This is a genomic window from Caulobacter sp. P1_B12_2 (assembly GCF_056406675.1).
The window spans coordinates 1-16711 of the sequence record NZ_JBFTZS010000040.1 but is presented as its reverse complement, the minus strand read 5'-3'; the positions used below and the strand labels follow the sequence as shown (position 1 = coordinate 16711).

15 protein-coding genes and 1 pseudogene are annotated in these 16711 nt (G+C 61.8%); 8 read left to right on the top strand and 8 right to left on the bottom strand.

All coding sequences use genetic code 11. The annotated features are described in order from the left end of the window. Positions 1-391: TetR/AcrR family transcriptional regulator (locus tag AC1DZ6_RS04395; RefSeq protein WP_477095973.1), on the bottom strand; the 391-nt coding region annotated here is incomplete at its 3' end. Between the two features lie 99 nt (positions 392-490). Between AC1DZ6_RS04395 and AC1DZ6_RS04390 the strand changes: the two genes are divergently transcribed. Further along, positions 491-1507 (top strand): saccharopine dehydrogenase family protein, encoded by a 1017-nt coding sequence (locus AC1DZ6_RS04390; protein ID WP_477095972.1) that lies wholly within the window; start codon positions 491-493, stop codon positions 1505-1507. Here AC1DZ6_RS04390 and AC1DZ6_RS04385 read toward each other — a convergent pair. From AC1DZ6_RS04385 to AC1DZ6_RS04375, 3 genes are all read right to left on the bottom strand, one after another. Further along, complete coding sequence (locus AC1DZ6_RS04385) at positions 1494-2141, bottom strand: hypothetical protein (protein WP_477095971.1); 648 nt, start codon at positions 2139-2141, stop codon at positions 1494-1496. The genes AC1DZ6_RS04390 and AC1DZ6_RS04385 overlap by 14 nt on opposite strands. Positions 2142-2896: 755 nt before the next feature. Continuing rightward, the gene (locus tag AC1DZ6_RS04380; protein ID WP_477095970.1) at positions 2897-3283 is read right to left on the bottom strand and encodes a hypothetical protein; all 387 of its coding nucleotides are present in this window, start codon (positions 3281-3283) and stop codon (positions 2897-2899) included. Between the two features lie 248 nt (positions 3284-3531). Then, the gene (locus AC1DZ6_RS04375; protein ID WP_477095969.1) at positions 3532-3735 is read right to left on the bottom strand and encodes a hypothetical protein; all 204 of its coding nucleotides are present in this window, start codon (positions 3733-3735) and stop codon (positions 3532-3534) included. Positions 3736-3888: 153 nt separating this feature from the next. Between AC1DZ6_RS04375 and AC1DZ6_RS04370 the strand changes: the two genes are divergently transcribed. Together AC1DZ6_RS04370 and AC1DZ6_RS04365 are read left to right on the top strand one after the other, a co-directional pair. Next, a complete protein-coding gene (locus AC1DZ6_RS04370) occupies positions 3889-5106 on the top strand; it encodes an AAA family ATPase (RefSeq protein ID WP_477095968.1) in 1218 nt (405 codons plus the stop codon). Next, the gene (locus tag AC1DZ6_RS04365; protein ID WP_477095967.1) at positions 5099-7597 is read left to right on the top strand and encodes a S8 family peptidase; all 2499 of its coding nucleotides are present in this window, start codon (positions 5099-5101) and stop codon (positions 7595-7597) included. The genes AC1DZ6_RS04370 and AC1DZ6_RS04365 overlap by 8 nt, the downstream gene beginning before the upstream one ends. Before the next feature lie 5 nt (positions 7598-7602). Here the strand turns inward: AC1DZ6_RS04365 and AC1DZ6_RS04360 are convergent, their stop codons facing one another. Next, complete coding sequence (locus AC1DZ6_RS04360; protein ID WP_477095974.1) at positions 7603-7833, bottom strand: DCL family protein; 231 nt, start codon at positions 7831-7833, stop codon at positions 7603-7605. Positions 7834-8260: 427 nt separating this feature from the next. Then, positions 8261-9484 carry a tyrosine-type recombinase/integrase gene (locus AC1DZ6_RS04355; RefSeq protein ID WP_477095966.1) on the bottom strand — a complete coding sequence of 408 codons (1224 nt, stop codon included), beginning with the start codon at positions 9482-9484 and terminating at the stop codon, positions 8261-8263. Between the two features lie 364 nt (positions 9485-9848). On the opposite strand from AC1DZ6_RS04355, the gene AC1DZ6_RS04350 reads away from it, so the two are divergent. The 3 genes from AC1DZ6_RS04350 to AC1DZ6_RS04340 all read left to right on the top strand — a co-directional run bounded on the left by AC1DZ6_RS04350 (position 9849) and on the right by AC1DZ6_RS04340 (position 13326). Then, positions 9849-10589 (top strand): hypothetical protein, encoded by a 741-nt coding sequence (locus AC1DZ6_RS04350; protein WP_477095965.1) that lies wholly within the window; start codon positions 9849-9851, stop codon positions 10587-10589. A 93-nt stretch (positions 10590-10682) separates the two neighbouring features. Then, positions 10683-10988: a hypothetical protein gene (locus AC1DZ6_RS04345; RefSeq protein WP_477095964.1), complete on the top strand. Its 306-nt coding sequence runs from the start codon at positions 10683-10685 to the stop codon at positions 10986-10988. Positions 10989-11247: 259 nt separating this feature from the next. Beyond that, positions 11248-13326, top strand: coding sequence for a recombinase family protein (locus AC1DZ6_RS04340; RefSeq protein ID WP_477095963.1), 2079 nt, complete (start codon positions 11248-11250; stop codon positions 13324-13326). A gap of 66 nt (positions 13327-13392) precedes the next feature. Here the strand turns inward: AC1DZ6_RS04340 and AC1DZ6_RS04335 are convergent, their stop codons facing one another. Further along, positions 13393-13779, bottom strand: coding sequence for a hypothetical protein (locus AC1DZ6_RS04335; protein ID WP_477095962.1), 387 nt, complete (start codon positions 13777-13779; stop codon positions 13393-13395). A 94-nt stretch (positions 13780-13873) separates the two neighbouring features. Here AC1DZ6_RS04335 and AC1DZ6_RS04330 point away from each other — a divergent pair, with 94 nt between their 5' ends. Then, a complete protein-coding gene (locus tag AC1DZ6_RS04330; protein ID WP_477095961.1) occupies positions 13874-14140 on the top strand; it encodes a helix-turn-helix domain-containing protein in 267 nt (88 codons plus the stop codon). A gap of 90 nt (positions 14141-14230) precedes the next feature. On the opposite strand, the gene AC1DZ6_RS04325 is transcribed toward AC1DZ6_RS04330, so the two are convergent. After that, positions 14231-15232 carry an AraC family transcriptional regulator gene (locus tag AC1DZ6_RS04325; protein ID WP_477095960.1) on the bottom strand — a complete coding sequence of 334 codons (1002 nt, stop codon included), beginning with the start codon at positions 15230-15232 and terminating at the stop codon, positions 14231-14233. Between the two features lie 468 nt (positions 15233-15700). Between AC1DZ6_RS04325 and AC1DZ6_RS04320 the strand changes: the two are divergent. Continuing rightward, positions 15701-16711 (top strand): annotated as a pseudogene (locus tag AC1DZ6_RS04320) (hypothetical protein); the annotation flags it as partial.

Below are 16711 nucleotides of genomic sequence, written 5' to 3'. Positions count from 1 at the left end.
GGTGGTCGGCGAGGGGAAACTCKGCGGCGACATTCAACTGCGGGCAGCCCCGATAGTTGGGCCGCCCGACCCGCTCGCCGATCCAGTCCATGTGAGCTTGAAGCTCGTCCGCGGGATCGTCGGAATGCTTTTCGGTGACCTCGCTCCAGGTGCGCCAGAAGTCCTGGTCTTCGCGCTGCAGGAAGGCCGCGATCAGGTCGTCCTTGGTGCGGAAATGGCGATAGAGGCTGGTCTTGGCGACGCCCGCCGCCGCGACCACCAGATCGACCCCCACCGCGCGTACGCCCTCCCGATAGAACAGGCCCGAGGCCGTCTCGAGAATGCGCTCGCGGACATCCGTCGCGTCGCCTGGCTTGCCGTTGGGCGTAGAGCGCCCGGATTCTTGCTGCATCACAACACCTCTGTTCCGTCTCCTAGCACGAGGGTGGTTGACACGCTACAGACCTGTTTGTAGCTGTTCAAAACAGACAGGTCTGTAGCGAGGAAGAAAATGGCTGGTCAGCAGGATGGTGCGCGTCGCGTGGCGGTGTTCGGGGCCTCGGGTCATACCGGGCGGTTCGTGATCGACGAGCTTCTGCGCCGGGGCCTGGCGCCCGTGGCGGTGGGGCGGCGGGCCGAGGCGCTGGAAGCCGCCTTCCCCGGCGGCGACGTCTTGATCCGCGTGGCGAGCGTCGAGGACACCGCCGCGCTGGACCGGGCGTTCGCGGGCGTGGCCGCGGTGATCAACTGCGCGGGGCCTTTCCTGGACACCGCCGAGGCGGTGGCGTCGGCGGCGCTGCGGGCGGGCGCCCACTACATCGACGTGTCGGCCGAGCAGCCCAGCGCCCAGGCGGTGTTCGAGCGGTTCGACGAGCCGGCTCGCTCGGCCGGCGCCGTCGTCTTGCCGGCGATGGGCTTCTACGGCGGGCTCGCCGATCTGCTCGCCACGGCCGCCATGGGCGACTGGACGCAGGCCGACGACATCCAGATCGGCATCGGCCTGGACCGCTGGTGGCCAACCGAGGGCACGCGGATCACGGGCGCCCGCAACACCGCGCCGCGCCAGGTGATCGCCGAGGGGCGACTGGCGCCGCTGCCCAATCCGGCGCCCCGCACGACCTGGGATTTCGCCCCGCCGTTCGGATCGCAGGCCATGGTCGAAGTGCCGTTCTCCGAGGTCGTCGTCATCGCCCGGCATCTGAAGACCGATCGGCTGGACACCTTCCTCAGCGAGACGGCCCTGACCGACGTTCGGAACGCCGCGACCCCGCCGCCGACCGCCGTCGACGAGCGGGGGCTGTCGGCCCAGAAGTTCGTCGTCGAGGCGATCGTGTCGCGCGCCGGCGAGACGCGGCGCGCGACCGCCGCCGGCCGCGACATCTACGGGTTCACCGCGCCGCTGGTCTGCGAAGCGGTCGAGCGCCTGCTGGCGGGCGGCGTGGCGAGCGGCGCCCTGGCTCCGGGCGAAGCCTTCGACGCCGCCGCCTTCCTGCAGGCGCTGCCCTTCGACGCCTTTAGGGTTGCTTGACGACCAGCGGGCGCTTGATGGTCACGGGTATGCGGAGGCAGGGCTTCTCCGGACCGTTATACGGCAGCGAGGAGTGGTGCAGGATGATGCGCACCACGCCCTTGTCGTCCTTCTTGAAGGTCCAGGTCTTGTCGACCGTGGTCACCTTGCCGTCCTTGTCGGTGATCGAGACGTTGCCCATGGTGTTGGCGACGGCGCCGTTGATCTGGATGCCGACGTTATTGACCGTCACCGAGCGCCAGCCCTTGAGCGCGAAGCCGTCGTCCTGGGGATAGTTGGGGTCGTGGCCGACGAAATAGGACAGGGCGCCTTCCTTGGTCAGGCGGAAGGTCTGGGGGGCCTGGGTGAGCGTCGGTTTGAACAGCACCGGTCCCAGCTGGTAGCCATAGGCCTTGTCGATCACCGCGCTGGCCAGCGGCTTGGCCTCGTCGATGCCGCCCCTCTCATAGGCCGTGGAGATGGCCACCAGAGCGTCGCCCCAGGCCTTCTGCGCGGCGAGAACCTCCGGTTCGGTGATCTGGATGACGGGCGGAGGCGGAACGGGCTTGGGCTTGGGGGCGCAGGCGGCCACGCTCGTGACGGCGGTCAGGGCGAAGAGCGAGGCGGTCAGGGCTCGGCGAGTGGGGAACGTCATCTTGTTCTACCTCCGTGGCGACGGCGGCGCATCCAGTGCGGCGCCGCTCGATATCGGTGGACGCGGACTCGGAACTTTTACTCTGTCGCTCGGGCGTTCCTGGCGGGACCTGATCCGGCAGCCGTGGCTTCCCAGAGCGCGAATCTCCCAAGCGTGGCCTTAAAGGACGCCCGAAATCGGCGCTTCGCAAGGTGTTGGCGAGTGAATTCTAGATGCTCTTAGGAATTGAGTTCGCCGGCGTCGGCGATCTAGGCCACGGCGTCACGCATGGCGGAGTCGACCCAGCTAGGCGGCGTGTTCGGTGAAGGCGTCGGGGTTCCCGGTGGTCGGGGAAAATGGTGGATGCTGCAGGGATTGAACCTGCGACCCCCTCGGTGTGAACGACAGGGATACTAAAAAAACTATTCCATTTCAATCGCTTCCGTTTCGATGAATGTCCTTTCGTTCACGGCATTTCGGCGCGTTTCTGGGGATAGCTGGGGGGCAGCTCCGTTCCGTTCTTGTGCAGCAGCCTCCCCCACAACCGCCTAACCTTGCGTCTTGCACGCCCCCCGGAGGGTCAAGACGCCCGGCGAAATGCCTGTCAGGCTCCCCGCCTGAGCGCGCTCCCGTAGCACCCTTGGCGAAAGCGTTCGGCTTCGTCAGCATCGCCACGGGCTTGAGCAGCGCGCATCAGCTGATGATCCGCCTTAGCCAGCAGCTCATGAGCGCTCCGAACGAGGCCTAATTCGGCGATCTATTAGGAGGCATGGATGTTAGCGGATGGGCATTGGCGGGAGGCCCAAGATCTCTTCGAGAGTTAAATTCAATTTCGTCCACTTAGCCGCGTTAAGTGCTGTGTCGAAACTGCTAAAGCCGAACGACCATTTCGATAGTTCGTCAGTACCTTTCTTGTATCTCGGCCCACTCACGGCCCACCCTGTCATGGCACCGGGCACAGGTTCGAGGAACTCTCCTTGGAGTGCATAGTGGATGTGGTCGATGCGCCCCTCGTATTCCTTATTATCATCGACGATCGTCACGCGGTCCCCGATATGCAATGGGCAGGCCGCGACTGCTAGCTTCATGCGAAAATCCGCGATCTCTTGCTTGGCGGTTAAATAGCGCTGTTTCGCGTCGTCGAGCTTGGCCTGGTCATTCATTAAGAGCATCCATTTGTTTGGGCGGAGCCGCGATCGGTGCGACGCGTATCCGCGATCGAACCCGGCGATGAAGTCCGCCTGCACCAAGCCTACCGGAACCGATAACTCTGACGGTCGCGATCTAGGTGGAGGTGGAGCGCATCATCTTGGGACGGCTGTCGGGCCTGCTGCTGGGGCGGCCGTAGGGGTGCCGTGCTGTAAGCCCAGCACCCCAGCGTGAGGCCGTTCGGCGTGCTTTTGGCGACACCTTATTTCTTCACGAGTTCGCTCAGCGATTGGGTGCCCGTCCGAGCCAGCAACGTATCGAGCTGCATGTCTCCCCGAACGCCCGGAGCGAAGTTGTCGCCGTAGGTTTCGCGCAGCGTATCGACGCGGGTATTCCCGTTCTTCGCACGGATTTGACCATTTTGGTCGCGGTGGCGGCCATCAAGGCCAGGCTGCTTCATGGGCATAGTTCGTTCTCCAGATAGAGCGCAGGCGGGGTGCCTAGCGACTCTGACGATGCAACAATTTCCCGTGTTTCGCAACGATGATCAGTTTCAATGCAACAGATTGCCTGGTATGTAAGGCGATAACGTGAATTTGTGCGCCCAACGGATACCTACATGGATCACTTCCCGATCGTTCAGGCCTTATGCCGATCCGCAATGGCGGAGCCGTCGCCGGCCGTCCGCAAACAGATCGAACGCCTGCGCGACGCCCTGACTAAGGACGGAGACCGCGACGCGGCGTCCGCCCTGACGAACCTTCTGATTGCGGCCGAGCGGACTAAGGAGATCGCGCCGAGCAAGCTCTCCCGATCGCGCGCTCAGATGGCCGGTGAGGTTCTTACGCGAAACACGCCGTTGCCAGTGGACCGCGAGACATCGGCTCCGTTGGCAGAAATCATCTTTCCAGCAGATGTTGCGTCGTCTCAGCCAATATTTAACAGTACGGTTTCAGAAGCGATCGAATCGATCGTGGAAGAATGGGCAAATTCCAGCGCTCTATCCGAGATAGATATTTTTCCGTCAAAAACCTGCTTGATATACGGGGCTCCGGGAACCGGAAAGACACGTTTAGCCACTTGGATTGCACGTGAACTTGAAATTCCAATAGTATTGGTTAAGCTTGATGGATTGATGTCGTCGTTCCTTGGAACGACATCGCGTAATATCGGAAATCTATTTCATTTCGTAAATAGGCATCGCTGCGTTCTTCTTTTGGATGAATTCGACGCTATAGCAAAATTGCGGGATGACCCTCAGGAAGTTGGGGAAATAAAGCGAGTTGTAAACGCGCTGCTCCAAAATTTAGACACAAGAAGAGATGTCGGTCTTACCATCGGGATCACCAACCACCCGAAACTACTCGATCCTGCCGTTTGGCGTAGATTTGAGATTCAGCTTGAGATTCCGAAGCCAGATTTCGATACCAGGGTTCGCATAGCGCGGCATTTTATGCCTCCAGTAGAAGCTCCTGATAGCCACCTCAGGTTAATCTCCTGGTTTACGGAGGATGCCACTGGAGCTGAGATCGAAACTCTGGTTCGAACATATAAGAAAGCAACGACCGTTCGCGAAGAAGATCGCAGAGGTCTTTTGGATACTCTACGGCAATTTGCAACGCTCAATAGCGCACGCATCAACAGCTCGCGCCGGTTGCTACTATTCGGCGAGCCTGCCAATCTGTTTCGCGCGATGAAAGAGGATTCGACTCTGGGCTTCTCTCTCTCGGACATCGGCGAAGTGGCCGGCCGCGACAAATCCACTGTGAGCCGGCAACTCGGCCGGCATGCAAGTGCGACGTCGCAAGACGAGGCGGAAGTGACGATCCATGGCTAGCCCAATACAGATTGTTCTGAATCCCGAGAATTTCGAGCAAGCTCGTGAGACCGCAGGCGGTGGGCCAAGGAAGGATTTCTTTGCAAATCGCGATCCGGCCTTTCGACAGCACCGTGACGAAATCGTTTCCCAGCTCAACGGCGTGGCGGACACCATCAGTGCGCAGGCAGGGCCAAAGCTTGGCCACTTGAAGGTTGTTCTACGCCAGTCGGCGCTCGCAAAGAGCCATCGGCCGCTAAAGGCGCTCTTCAAGCATGACCGGACCCCGGTTGTAGGTGGCGGCGACCTTGGCGTGATGATTGTGGAGGTGGAGCCATCCACGCTTCGCGCTGTGGCGGCGGACGTCGGCGCCGCGGAGCTGGAAACCAGATTGCGCTACGTTGAGGCGCTCGACAAAGAGATACCGCATCCCTCAGCCAGGCGCAGCGAGACCGGCGCCATCGAACGGTTAGAGCTCTTTGGGGCGTCTGACAGGCGCACATTCTCCGTCGATCAGGCGATGTCGTGGCTGGCGAACCCCGTGACGGGAAGCGCCTATCAGGTCGAGCTGTTCGACGCGCCGCCGCCCCGCAACGAGTGGGATGCTCTGAGCAAAATCCGCCAAGAGCTGTATCAATCATTTGTCGATGGACTCACCGAGATCGGCGCCGGTCTAAGCGTTCAACGCCTTGGCACGCGCGTCCGAGCGCAGCCGCTGTTATCTGTTCGCTTGAGCAAAGCGGCCGAACCGCCGCTGCTCCAGATGTTCGCGCCCGTACAATCGGACCGGCGGAAGGCTGTGGCGCAGCTTGAAACAAACTCTGATCGCCACGCGCGACTATTGGCCTTCCTCGATCGGCATCCACTTGTTCGGCACATAAGCCTGCCAGGCCTCATTGTTAGGTCCGCATCACCAATCCAGCGAACCCGGACCACACAGGCGGAGATGCCGATTCGCGATCCGCAGCGAAGCTATCCTCGCCTCGGTGTTATCGACGGAGGCATTGGCCCTGCATTGGACTCTTGGGTCATCGATCGGTGGGACATCCTGGCGGACGAGGATACTTCCCACGACCACGGGACATTCATCGGTGGCCTGTCGGTTCTAGGCGGATCACTGAACGGCGCGGAGTGCTGCCCTGAGCCGGACGGCGCCGAACTGGTCGACTTGGCGGTATTCCCCAGCGAGAGCAGTTCCAACTCCTTCCCGTCCTATTACCCGGATGGTTTGCCGCAGTTTTTCGATGAAGTTGAGACCGCTGTATCCGACGCTCGCGCACGGCATGGCGTTCGCATATTCAATATGAGCCTGAACGTCCTGCAGCCGACCGCCGCTGATACCTACAGCGTGCATGCGGCACGGCTCGATAGGATCGCAGAGCAGAACGACGCAATTATCTTCATTTCCGCAGGAAACACGGACTCTCAGAATACGCGCCCCGAATGGTCGTCCGATGTGACGCAGGCGCTTGGCCATCTTGCCTTAGCGAGAAACGACGGCCTTCTGGTTCCGGCGGAGAGTGTCCGTAATGTCGCCGTCGGCGCCGTCAATCCTCCTGGCCACGGTCCATCTCTGCCATTTGCCCCAGCCCGCTTTAGCAGAAGAGGGCCGGGGATGCGGGCGGGCGTGAAGCCCGATTTGGCCCATGTCGGCGGCTCCGGTTCTCCGCTGGCGCCCTTGGGGCATGCCTTATTTTCCTTGGCGCCGGAGGGGGCGATCGTTGACGGTTGCGGCACAAGCTACGCAGCCCCGCTGGTTGCCCGTACAGCCGCTGCGCTCGACCAAGCCATTGAGGGTGACGTCTCCAGAGAGACCCTTATTGGATTGCTCGTACATAACGCTCAAATTCCCCAACCACTCCGACACAAAGCTTTGGCTGGCGTCGCTCGACATCTCGTAGGCTTTGGCGTGYCACCGTCAGCCCACGAAATGCTACAAACCGACGATCACGAAATTACTCTGGTCTTTGCGTCCCGTATCCGGAAGGACCAACAGATTTCGTTCCGTTTTGCATGGCCCGCATCGTTGATCGATGCCGCCGGGAAGTGTCGAGGGCACGCAAAATTGACGCTGGTTTCCACGCCGCCCCTGGATTCCAGATTTGGAACCGAGTTTGTCAGGGTCAATGTCGAAGGGGCTCTTCAGCAGCTCCAAGAAGATGGCAAGTGGAAGGGGCGTCTGGATTCCCTCTATCTGCCAGGGCAAACGGAACACCCCGTCCAGGAGTCGTCGCTCGTTCAACATGGGCTTAAATGGAGCCCTGTTAAAGTTTATGCGAAGACGATGAAGTATGGCGTTGGAAAGCTATCGACCTGGCGGCTTTCTGTGAATTATCTAACTCGTGCGGGCGAAGTAATGCCGGATGATGGCGTTCCGTTCACTGCAATCCTGACCATATCCGATCCGAAAGGCGAGCAGCCTGTATTCAACGATTTGCGCCAGACGCTCACGGCGCTCGGTGTGCAGATCGCGGACATCAGAACGGCAGCGAGAATTACACCGCGTATCTAAAGAGATTAGCGTATACACGCATTTCGAACGCAGTGTGGATATGAGAAATCTTCTCCACTACCGTCATTGCGTATAATCTTAAAGCACTGCGTTCCGTATTCGGCACTCATTATTTCAAAGTGATCCAGTCCAGATCCCAATTTTTCGTTGTAATCGTCGTGCTTCTTTAGAAGTGCTGCAAGGTCTTTGCCATCTTCTGCGGAAACCCTGTCTCCGATCGAATATCGGTTCAGCATTTCCTTAAAAAAGGCTAGCGCATCGCCCTGGCTCTGAAAGTCCCGCGTTTCGATCGAAGCCGGTATCTTCTTTCCCACAGCCACCCCTCCTTGCTACCGGCCCGAAGCAATTGGGAGCGCGTTATCGTTTCCCAATCGTGGACCAGTCGCATCGCCACATTGGTGCCGATGAGAAACTATGGCATGGACGCGATGGTCACCCAAGCCTTGCGGGCTCTGATCGAACGGATCGTGTTGGAGCCAGGATCCAAGCGCGGCGAAGTGCTGGCGACCCTGAACGGCGATCTGGAGGCCATTTTGGCCTGGACCGCTGACCAGCGAGGTCAACGGCTGGACGCCGTCATGGGCTTTCCAGCTGGCTCTCTGTCGTCGCAGTCAACGCACGGGGAGGGCTCAAGAAGATTGTCGGGCGATCGTCAGAGTCCTGTCAACTCAGCGCTTTTCTTGCCCGAGCCTGATGACTTGGGCGATGGTGACCGTAGCACGCCTCCAGAACTTCCATGGACATGCCCATATAGCCGGCGGCTTCCCAGGGAGGCACCTCTCGTTCCATCAGCCAAGTCGCGCAGGTGTGGCGCATCCAGTGCGGGGTGACCTCTCGGGGCAGCCCGGCATCGCGGACAATGCCTTCGAACCCTCTGCGGATCCGGCCCGCCAGGGCGCGTGCCCCGTGGTGCAGGACGGTGGCGCGGCGGGGCGTATCCGCTCGATCCGACGTGGCGTCACGGTCCGTGGCGTCCGCCGCCAGGTCCATGCGTCGCCACCGCCGTAGATGCGCGAGCAAGCGTGGCGGCGCCTTCACCAACGGTCGGCGTTTAGTTTTATGATCTCGTTCGGCGCGCCCCCGGCGGTAGATGATCCCGGCGTCCAGATCGATCCAAGCCTGGGCCGGGGATTCGTCCCAAAGGAGCTTCGGCAGAACGCCAGGACGGGTGCCGGTATAGAAGCCGATCAGGATGAAACGTCGCAGATGGGCGCGGTTCTTGCGGCTCGATTCCTGGAGCCGCGTCCATTTTCCGGTTGCGGGGTCTAGGCGCCATCCCATGGCCGCCTTCAATAGGCGCGCCGCTTCGGATCGGCTTAGGGCGTCGCGCGAACTTTCTGCCTTCTGCGGCAGCACGACCTTGGGTCGACGCGTCAGCGGATGTTCCTCGGCCCAGTAGCCGATGGCCGCCGACAAATCCTCCAGCTCCCGCCTGGCCGCCTGATCGCTCACACGGGGCGCCGTCGTCGGGTTCTTGTAGGACTTGATGGGCTGGCGCACTCGCCAAGCGACATAAGCCTCGCAGGTGGAACGCTTGATATCGGCAAGGCTGGCCTGCGCCCAATAGGCGAGCAGCGCCTCAAGCCTGCCTTTGCAGGAAACGGGATCGGCGGTCCTTGGCGCCTTCTCGATGGCGTAGAGGGCGATGACTTCGGCGATCAGAACATCGGCGGGGTCACGGGCGCGGCGGTCGCCATCGTCGACTTCGACCGTCCACTTGGCGGCGATGTACTCGCCGAGGGCTTGCTCAGCCGCTGCAAGGCCGTCTTGGCCAAAGCCAGTGCTGACTTCCTTCGCTCCGTCTCTGATGACCCAGACAGCGCTCGACCCTTGGGTCGCGCGAGCGTTCCGCAGGTAGAGTCTCGGGCCTTTCGATTTGCGGGGCATGGGGCGGGGCGGGACTCGAACAGGGCTTTGAGGTTGGAAGGCGTGACGTAGAGCCGGCCCGCGACCGTCGCCGCCGGCAGGCGGCCGCTGCGGATTTCGGTTCGCAGCGACGACAGGGTCAGAGGCCCTTGCGGAAAGAAGACGGCGACAGCTTCGATCAGCGTCATGGGGTCGTCGTCGGCCCAGTCGTCGATGGACGGTCTCAAGGTCACTCGGGCAAGAGCGTCGCGGGCCATGGCGGCTATGGCCTCTTTGGCGGAAGGAAGTGATAAACACTGTTTGTCACAACAAAAGCCGATACGCAACCCGATTTGCGAAACAAGCACATCGATGTACGATCCGACCGCTAAGAATGGAGACACCTATGGCTCGCCTGCCCGCGCTCGTCGATGCGATCGCCCAGCATGATCGTCGCGGCCACGCCACCATCGCCCACATCTCCCGGCAGGTGAGGGATGTGGACCTGATTGAATCCAAGAAGAGGGGCGCGGGCGCGTCCGTGATGACATTCTCGGATGCGACCACGCTGCTGCTGGGGGCTTACGGCAACCTCACGCCCCAGGGCGCGGTGGAGGCTGTTGAGAACATGCGGTCTCTCCAGCCCTCGCCTTGGGACAAGATCGATCGGATGAAGCGAGAGGATCTGCCGGAGGAGCTGGCGTTCCTGCGCAAGAGGCTCAGCTTCGCCGACACGGTTGAAGCCATGCTAGCGAACGCTCCTGCTCTTGCGGCCTGGCAGAGGCGCTACATGAGCGAGTGGCTCGGCGTCACACAGGGCCTCACCGAGGCCGAGTTTTCGATGGAGCGCGCGGCGGCGAAGCTGCGGGCCGCCAACACCTATGCCGTCCTATCGCCAGCGCGAGTGATCAGAGTTGTCTGCTACGCCCCCGGCCTAGCCGCTGAGGTGCATTTGGGGCGGCTGTGGATGCAGCTAGAAGAAGATGACGCCTTCCATGAATATTATGCGCCGCCCACGGCCTGGGCGACCAAGCGCGCGCTTAGTGACGAGACGCTAGAGATCGATCCTCGGGAAGGCGCCCTGGCGACCATGGAATTTGGCCTGCCCACCCTGCTTGCCCTGCATCGAGCTGTCGTCGGCAAGTAGCTAGGAATAGATAGCAATTGTATCAACGAGATTGACTCTCGGAGGCCTTTGAGGTCATTGAGTGTTCCAGTATCAACAACTGGAGTCTTTCCAATGGCCGTTTCCCACCCCGATCCCGCCCTCGTTCCCGTCCACGGCAGCCGCGCGGCCCTCTACGCCGAGGCTTCGCCCCCCGGCGATGCCCAGGCTATCCAAGACGGTCTGATGGTCTGCGCCCGATACGCCAAGCAGGCGGGCTATCGCGTGGTCGCCCTGGCCTTGGACGGTTCCGATCCGGGCGTCGAGGTCTTGGTGCAATTGATCCACCGCCTCCGTGACGGGGAGTTCGAAACCATCTTCGCCAATTTCGCGGGGCAGGGTCCGCTGGTGATCCAACGGCCTCTGCCGGACCCGGCGTAGGATCACTCAGCATGAGTTGCGACCCTATCCCTGAACCGACTGTCGAGCGCACGCCCACGCGGGGGGTGCATCGGATCGGCCCTTCGGCTGTCCTTGATCGCGAACTCTGGCAGCGACGCAACGACCGGCGTGAAACGCAGTTGACGGCATCGATGCCGCAGGCTGACGCCATGCTGGCCCCGTTGGTCCTGGCCCTTGCCCGCTTGGCGGCCCAACGCGACAGCCGTGTGGCCTTCGCGAACGACGGCGGGCGCTGATCATGCAGCGGAAAATGCCGCCGGCCGGGTCGCGAGCAATCATTCTGGGCCGCTATTCATCGGACCTACAAAATCCCCGCTCCGCCGACGACCAGATTCGTGAAGGCATCGCCTTCTGCAATCGCCAGAATTGGATTGTAGTCGGCACGGAGAAGGACGAAGCGCGCACTGGCCGTACAACGGTGGGCCGCAGCGGCTACTACAACGTGATGGCCGCCGCCGAGGCGGGCGAGTGCGATGTCGTCGTCATCGAAGACGTCAGCCGCATGGCGCGAGACGCCGCTGACATGCTGATGGCGGCTCGTAAGCTTGCTGAGGCCGACGTCGTGATCTGCACCATGGGCGGTGGCGTGCTCGATGGCATTCAACTCGCCGTCCGCGCCCAGATGGCCCAGGAACAGTCCGAGGATACGGGCCGGCGCGTGAAGCGCGGCCATCGCAGTGCCGCCGCGCGAGGAAAGGCTATGGGCGGCGTCGCCTACGGCTATCGGTTACTAGACCGGCCTGATGAGCACGGAGGTATGCGTGCAAAGGATGATGCCACAGCCAAGGTCGTCCTGAGAATCTACGAAGACGTCGCGGCCGGGATGAGCACGCATGCGATCTGCAACGCCCTTAACAAGGAGGGCGTCCCGCCGCCGAGCGGCGGCAAGCTGTGGCGCACCAAAGCCATCACCGGCGACCCTCATCTGGGAACTGGGATCGGCCGCAATCCCCTCTACGTGGGCAAGCTTGTCTACGGCAAAACCAACTCCAAGCTGGTCGCATCGACCGGCCAGACCAAGGTGACGCCCGGTCCTAGTGGGGATCAGATCGTCACGGACGTGCCGCATCTTAGGATCGTGCCCGATGATCTGTGGCAAACCGTTCAAGAAATTTTTGAGGGTCGTACAAATCCAGTTCCCAACCGGACCCGCCATCCGACCTATCTGCTCTCCGGCTTGATCCGTTGCGGATGCTGCGATCACTCCTTTTCCATGGTCAGCACCAAGCTGGGGTGCGAAGGCCGACGGCAGGGCACAGGGTGCCGCAACCGTCGGCGCGTCGCGCGCGAGGACCTGCAGGACGCGGTGTTGTCGGGGCTGAAGGAGAGGGTGCTCCAACCCCATATCATCGACCTCTATCTCGACGAGTATCGCCGCGAGTTCGAAAAGGCGTCCGCTGAACGGACCGACCGCGCCGAAAACACCCAGGTTCGGCTGCGAGACGTCGATCGGGAGATTGGCAATACGCTGGCCTTGGTTCGCGCTGGCTCCGGCGGATACGCCGCGCAACTCCTCCATGAAGAACTCGACCGCCTGGGCGCCCAGCGCAAGCAACTGGAACGCCAGGCGTCCCGTCCGCCTCCGCCGGCGTCCCTGTCGCTTGAAACCGAGGCGGTGATCGCCCGGCTGAACGATCTGCTGGATGATGTGGGCTCCGCCTTGAATGGGCCGGAGCGCGATGCGGCGCGCGCCCGCGATATCGTCCGCAGTTTCATCACCAAGATCAAGGTTACGCCGTTGGAAGCCGATGGAAAGGAAGATGGCCGTGGAATCGGGCCGGTCAGAGTCACGGTCGAGGGCTCATTGACGCAACTTCTCGGCCAAGCGTCGTCGGATCGGATGATCCAGCGTCGTGAAAGTACTTTCGCGACGCTGGATCTGCCGAACGTGGCCTTCAGCTACTACGTTGATATCGCCAACAAAGAGACCGAAACGGTCGGCGGCACCTTTGCCGACGTTGCGGTATTCAGCCGATTATTGGATGACGCCGACGCTCCGGTGGCGCGCCAGGACATCGTCGACCGGCTACGCGAGGCTGGCCGCGATCCAACGGACGAAGAACTCGCCAGCCTGCGCAGGCGAGCCGACAACGCCATCACCTATCTCGTCCGCGCCGGTCTGATCCGCTCGCTGATGGTGGGGTTCGGCTGCAAGGGTTGGGTATGGAATGATCGCGGTATTACGGATGAGGAGTGGGTCATCCGTGGCAAGCAGCCTCGTCCCGATCCCCCGATAGGCATTCTGCGGATGAGCGCCCCGGAGGGATTTGTCGTTGTCATCGGACCGCCGGACCCCGTGCCGGACAAGGACGGTTGAGACAGATGCAGCGACGCGAACCGCAGGGGAGGGCGCCGCTGCTTGATGGCGAGGGCATCACGCCAGTCAGAAGCCGCTGACGAACGCCCTCGGGCCGCCATTGCACGTCATGGCTTCCATCTTCTGCCAAGTGGTTTGTGTTCCTGGCCGACCTTCATAGAAGCTGACGTCGCCGCCGAATACGATGAAGGGGCGATAGCCGGTGTAGCCGCCAAGCTGATTTTTGGCGTTGACCTGGCCGCAGAAGATCGCGGCGTGGCCAACCCGTGTGATCGTTACATTCTGGAATTGGGCGCTGGATGGATCGACGAGTCGGTTGAGGACGATGGCCTTGCCTCTGGAAACCTCCTGCTCGGTGACCGAAACAGGCGAGGCTTGGGCAAGCGCCCCATGCGCCGCCGCTATAACCATCCCCGACGAAATTGCCGCAAGCAGAAGTCGCCTTATCATCATGTTTCTCCACGGTCGCCAGCGTCCCGCGCTCAGCGGTCTAATTTGTAGGCTATAGCCCGTGGTTTAATGGAAGCTGAACCGATCGCTTCGCTGCATGAACGGGCGAGCGCTATTAGGTTGGAATCTGAGGCGCTTGCGGGCTCAGCAGGGCATTTCGCAAGAGAGGTTGGCCGCCGATACAGGCGTGGACCGGGCTTACGTCAGCGAGCTGGAGCGCGAAAAAGCGGCGGCGACGGTCGATATCATTGAAAAGTTCGCAGCAGTTTTTGGTGTGCCGCTCGCCGAGCTACTGACCTTGCCCGCTCCCGGTGCGGAAGAACCGAAGCCGCTCACAAGAGGGCGCAAGTCGAAAACAAATTAGCGCAGCTTTTTGCAGGTCGCTCCTCTCGAGAAAAGGAGGCTTCTTCGGCGATCTGCAGCAGGTCTGAAGGCGAAGATCCTTCGCCTCCCATCAGGGCATTCGGATCTCGCGGGCGTCACCGGGCGTCATGCCGAAACGCTTACGGAAGCTTCTATTGAAATACGAAATGTCGCTAAAGCCGGCGGCGAAAGCGATCGCGCTGATGCCAAGATGGCTCATGCGCGGATCCCGCAGCGTGGCCAGGCAGCGCTCCAGCCGAAGCCGCATGACATAATCCGAAAACCCGCAATCCTCGCTGGCGAGAAGCTTGCGCACATAGTCGGCCGAGATCCCGAGGGATCGAGCCACTGTTTCGGCGGAGAGGTCGGCGCGTTGGGCTCCCGCGAAAATAGCCTTCTTGATCGATTGGACACGCGCGGCCCGCACGCCTCGCGAGAGCGCAAGTTCTCGGGCGTCGCCGTGCGCGCCCAGAAGCAACACCAGGAGATCGCGAAGATGCGCCGCAGCCAGGGTTTGCAGATGGGGCGAGGCATCAACGCTCAAAGTCATGGCGCTATCGGCGTACCCGATCAGTAGGCGCAGGACGTCCAGTCCAGGCGCGAACGGGCGCATCAAGGCGTCCCCGACATCGACCACATGGGGCGCGACCAGGTCCCTCGGGACCACGACGGTGAGCAGGCGACCATTATCGATCACGGCATGGCTTGCCTGTTCGGCGCTGGACATCAAGATCGCGCCGCCGACCGGGATCGCCTCCTCGCGACCGCGTTGCCACGCCTGACCGCGCCCATGAGTTGTCACCGCCAGAACGAGCGAATCCGAAGCTGTCGGCAGTAAAGGACGGGTTATGCTGGTTCGCGACGCCGAACGGGAACCCCGCAAGACGTTGGCGCCGGGCAAGGCCCGCAGCGTGACGTCGGCATGAAACGGCTCGTCGCCGATCGCCTCGATATCGAGGTTGAACAGGTTTCGACTATAGACCTCGCGCCAGATCGGCATGCGCTCGCGTTCGCCGAACCGCGCCGTGGAAAAATGCTCCAGCCCGGATGCGGACTGACCAGAAGGTTCACCGTGGCGCGCGCGATCGGGCAACTAGATATCCCGGCGGCGGGGTCTTTTCGCTGTCGTCGAAGTCATGCGGCTTGATCCCTCCCACCAATCATTTTTCGGTTTCGCTTCGTTCGCGGACCAGGTCCGAAATATTCATGTCTCGCCATCCAAAAACGAAGCCGCGCTCGACAAGTGAATGCTCGCCGTCGCCGGGCAGCGTCGAACACGATGTCTGGCATTTCGAGGGGTTGGTCCTGGGGTCGTGAAGGCGAAGACGCTTCAGCATTACTGAGCTTTGGACTCCACCTCTGGCAACTAAAAAAACGACGCATTCCCGTATGGGACAAGAAGACGTCCCGTCGGGTCCAAGACGGTCTTCCGGAGCGGTGCGATAGACCCGGTTCGCAACAGGTGGTTGCCGGGGGAAGTCAAATGCGCACGTCTTTGGTCCAGGTTTCGCGAGCCGCGCCCACGTCCGGCAAGTCGCCTCGGCCTCGTAACGGGCGTCTTATGGGCTCGGCCTCGATCGCGGTTCTGGCCCTGTCGGGCGGCCTGCTCGCCGCGCAGCCCGCCGCCGCGCAGCAATGGACCGGCGCGTTTTCGCCCAGTTGGTCCGCCTCCGGCAACTGGTCGACGTTCGCCGTACCGGCCGTCAACAGCAATCCCGAAATCGACGCCAAGCTCAACGATCCGGCGATCGGCGCCGGAGAGGCAGCGGTGGCCAACATCGTCACCGTCGGGACGACCGGAAACGGTTACCTATACGTGAAAAATGGCGGAACGCTCGACACTTACCTGGGCTATCTCGGCAAGGCGCAGGGTTCTTTTGGCTATGTTGACGTCCGGGGAGCCGGATCGCGCTGGACGGCCGGCCAGAGCGTCTATGTCGGGGACGCTGGCGGGGGCAGCCTCACGATCAGCAACGGCGGCAAGGTCCAGGATATCTCCGGCTATCTGGGATACGCGAAGGGCTCGGCCGGTCAAGCCATCGTCGAAGGCACCAATTCGCTGTGGCTTGGCACCGGTGATCTGAATGTCGGTTATGAAGGCACGGGCGACCTCACCATCCGGCAGGGCGGCTCCGTGGGCTCGGGAACCACGATCCTCGGCCGTCTGGCGGATTCGGTCGGCAAGGTGGAAATGTACGACACCGGTTCAAGCCTGATGAACGCCGGCGATCTCGTCATCGGCGATGCGGGACAGGGTACTTTGTATATCGCCTCCGGCCTCGCGCAGAACCAGCAGGGCGTGATCGGCAGGGCTGCGGGATCGACCGGCAAGGTGACGCTGGGTACTTCCGACGCAGTATGGATCAATAGCGCCAACCTAACGATCGGTGACGGGGGCTCCGGCGTTCTGGAAGTGCGGAGCGGCGCTGTCGTCAGCAATACGTTCGCCTCGGTCGGCTACAATGCGACGTCCACGGGTGCGGTGACCGTTGATGGCGCGGGCTCGACCTGGACCAATAGCAGCGACATCCTTGTCGGCAACGGCGGAACTGGGACCTTGACTGTTTCCAAT

What these genes read in the sequence shown, in the direction of transcription:
- AC1DZ6_RS04390 (WP_477095972.1), top strand. Translation starts at nt 491, where the DNA reads ATGGCTGGTCAGCAGGATGGTGCGCGTCGCGTGGCGGTGTTCGGGGCC.
- AC1DZ6_RS04385 (WP_477095971.1), bottom strand. Translation starts at nt 2,141, where the DNA reads ATGACGTTCCCCACTCGCCGAGCCCTGACCGCCTCGCTCTTCGCCCTG.
- AC1DZ6_RS04380 (WP_477095970.1), bottom strand. Translation starts at nt 3,283, where the DNA reads ATGAATGACCAGGCCAAGCTCGACGACGCGAAACAGCGCTATTTAACC.
- AC1DZ6_RS04375 (WP_477095969.1), bottom strand. Translation starts at nt 3,735, where the DNA reads ATGCCCATGAAGCAGCCTGGCCTTGATGGCCGCCACCGCGACCAAAAT.
- AC1DZ6_RS04370 (WP_477095968.1), top strand. Translation starts at nt 3,889, where the DNA reads ATGGATCACTTCCCGATCGTTCAGGCCTTATGCCGATCCGCAATGGCG.
- AC1DZ6_RS04360 (WP_477095974.1), bottom strand. Translation starts at nt 7,833, where the DNA reads ATGCTGAACCGATATTCGATCGGAGACAGGGTTTCCGCAGAAGATGGC.
- AC1DZ6_RS04355 (WP_477095966.1), bottom strand. Translation starts at nt 9,484, where the DNA reads ATGCCCCGCAAATCGAAAGGCCCGAGACTCTACCTGCGGAACGCTCGC.
- AC1DZ6_RS04350 (WP_477095965.1), top strand. Translation starts at nt 9,849, where the DNA reads ATGGCTCGCCTGCCCGCGCTCGTCGATGCGATCGCCCAGCATGATCGT.
- AC1DZ6_RS04345 (WP_477095964.1), top strand. Translation starts at nt 10,683, where the DNA reads ATGGCCGTTTCCCACCCCGATCCCGCCCTCGTTCCCGTCCACGGCAGC.
- AC1DZ6_RS04340 (WP_477095963.1), top strand. Translation starts at nt 11,248, where the DNA reads ATGCAGCGGAAAATGCCGCCGGCCGGGTCGCGAGCAATCATTCTGGGC.
- AC1DZ6_RS04335 (WP_477095962.1), bottom strand. Translation starts at nt 13,779, where the DNA reads ATGATGATAAGGCGACTTCTGCTTGCGGCAATTTCGTCGGGGATGGTT.
- AC1DZ6_RS04330 (WP_477095961.1), top strand. Translation starts at nt 13,874, where the DNA reads ATGAACGGGCGAGCGCTATTAGGTTGGAATCTGAGGCGCTTGCGGGCT.